This is a genomic window from Bacillus sp. JJ675, assembly GCF_036963165.1.
Classification (GTDB): domain Bacteria; phylum Bacillota; class Bacilli; order Bacillales; family Bacillaceae; genus Bacillus; species Bacillus glycinifermentans.
Genome location: NZ_JBALMR010000128.1, coordinates 1 through 1,841 on the forward strand (window position 1 = coordinate 1; position 1,841 = coordinate 1,841).

Annotated in this window: 4 protein-coding genes and 1 pseudogene; all 5 read right to left on the minus strand. The window is 48.3% G+C overall.

The genetic code is table 11. The features are described 5' to 3' along the window. Nucleotides 1-839: N-acetylmuramoyl-L-alanine amidase (locus tag V7126_RS23775; RefSeq protein WP_335499833.1), on the minus strand; the 839-nt coding region annotated here is incomplete at its 3' end. 69 nt (nucleotides 840-908) lie between these two features. Continuing rightward, nucleotides 909-1,115, minus strand: a complete 207-nt coding sequence (locus tag V7126_RS23780; protein WP_046132536.1) for a BhlA/UviB family holin-like peptide — start codon at nucleotides 1,113-1,115, stop codon at nucleotides 909-911. Between the two features lie 3 nt (nucleotides 1,116-1,118). Further along, nucleotides 1,119-1,340 (minus strand): XkdX family protein, encoded by a 222-nt coding sequence (locus V7126_RS23785; protein WP_048407040.1) that lies wholly within the window; start codon nucleotides 1,338-1,340, stop codon nucleotides 1,119-1,121. A 1-nt stretch (nucleotide 1,341) separates the two neighbouring features. Continuing rightward, the gene (locus tag V7126_RS23790; RefSeq protein WP_048355856.1) at nucleotides 1,342-1,626 is read right to left on the minus strand and encodes a hypothetical protein; all 285 of its coding nucleotides are present in this window, start codon (nucleotides 1,624-1,626) and stop codon (nucleotides 1,342-1,344) included. A gap of 14 nt (nucleotides 1,627-1,640) precedes the next feature. Beyond that, nucleotides 1,641-1,841, minus strand: a pseudogene (locus V7126_RS23795) (phage baseplate upper protein); the annotation flags it as partial.

A 1,841-nucleotide genomic window follows, 5' to 3' on the forward strand; every position in this document is an offset into this window, starting at 1 on the left:
TCGTATTTAAGGCCGCCGAATTTCTTCGGACGCAAATAGTCTATCTCGTTCCCTTTGACCGGCGCTTTGTTAGTCGGATAGATGCGCCATGAGTCGGCAGATGCCGGAAGATATACGTATTTCTTACCGCTAGATGACGACTTGGAACCGCCGCTTCCCGTAAGCTTCAGAACCTGACCGACCATGATTTTATTCGGATTTTTAATACCGTTATAGGACTGGAGTTTCGCCACGCTGACGCCTGTTTTAACCGCAATTTCCGAAAGCGTGTCGCCTTTCTTTACCGTATAAGTCTTTCCGAATGGCTTAGACGCTGGTTTCGCAGGGCTAGACGACTTTCCTCCGAGCGCTTTAAGTTCCGCAGCGATGGCCGCTTTTACTTCGTCCCAACGTCCCTCATCGAGTACACGGTGCGGGCAGTATTTTCCGGACCAATCCTGATGTTTCTTAACGCGATCAACGCCCCAACCGCGCTCCTTCAATAGCTGCGCAATGAATTTAATCGCAAGCTTTTCGGCCGCTTTATACTTAGCGCCGCCTGATTTCGAATAGCAGACCTCGACGCCAATAGACGTACGGTTTCCGGAATTAACACCGTTACCGTCTCCGCAATGCCAGGCGTTACGGTTAGTCGGAAGTCCCTGAACGACTTCCTTATCGTCTACCGCGAAGTGATACGATACTTCGTTGTTGTTCCGAATCATGTACGCAATCTCATTCACTGCTGATGCGTCGTTTGCCGTATTGTGGAACGTGATGTACTTCGCATCCATTGAATACGGACATTTAACCGAATACTTACTGGATGGAACGAGATTTTTCTTTACTGTGATCGCCATGCAATCGTCTCCCTTTCGTTATTTTTCCGTATATAAAAAGCCCGCCGGACTCTCACCGAACGGGCTGCGTTAATCTCTTCCGCGAAACTTTTCCTCGAGCCTATCGAGCTTGTCGATAATGACGTCGTATTTATCGCTGAATTTATCGAGTAGATCTTGTAGCCGCGACTCACGTTCACGGTTCGATTTCATGACGTAAATCAGCAGCCACGTAAAAAGGACCGCGAACGGCCCTTGTGTTAGGAAATATTTGATTACGTCTAATTCTCCGCCCAATGACTACGCCTCCTGTCCGCTCACTTCTTCGTTAGTCCCAGTAGATTCGCTAGTTTCCCCAGAAGGGTCTTCGCTGGGAGGCGTATTGGGATCGTACGGTTCACCGGTAATTTCTTCGTATTGTTCCGGCGTGATGCGGCCGACAGCAACGACATCATAAACTTGTTTTTTCGTCCATCGACCCTTTTCATAAAACCCTTTGATATACGTGAACCAATCTATCATATTACGCTCCTCCCATCGCAATTAGATAGTATAGATCCGCGACCTGCTGAGACAGGACTTCGATTTCGCTTGGTTTCGGTGCAGGCGGCTTCACACTGTCGATATAGTCTTGTGTCGCCGACTCAACCCAAACGCCTTTTTTCGGATCATACTTTGGATCGTAAAGTCCCGCAGGAATTAAAGCTGTTGTACAATTTGGCGGCAGCTCCTCGCCTTCCTCAGTATTTATTTCGATATCGGCCTCGCCGTCATATTTGAAGTTCTCATCGTAGAAAAGAACGTGCATATTCATCGCCTCCGTTACCATAATGGAATTCCGATGTTAAATGAGACTCGCGACACACTTGCGCCATCGTTCGCCAACATACCGTCGTATCTTAAATCTCCGTCAGTCGTTAGTGCGAACCGAGCCGTTCCGTAAGATCCGATCGTCGGTACGACAAAATCGACTGTCTGCGTCGGCTTATTTGTAAATTTCGCGACAGATGTTCCGATAGCCGG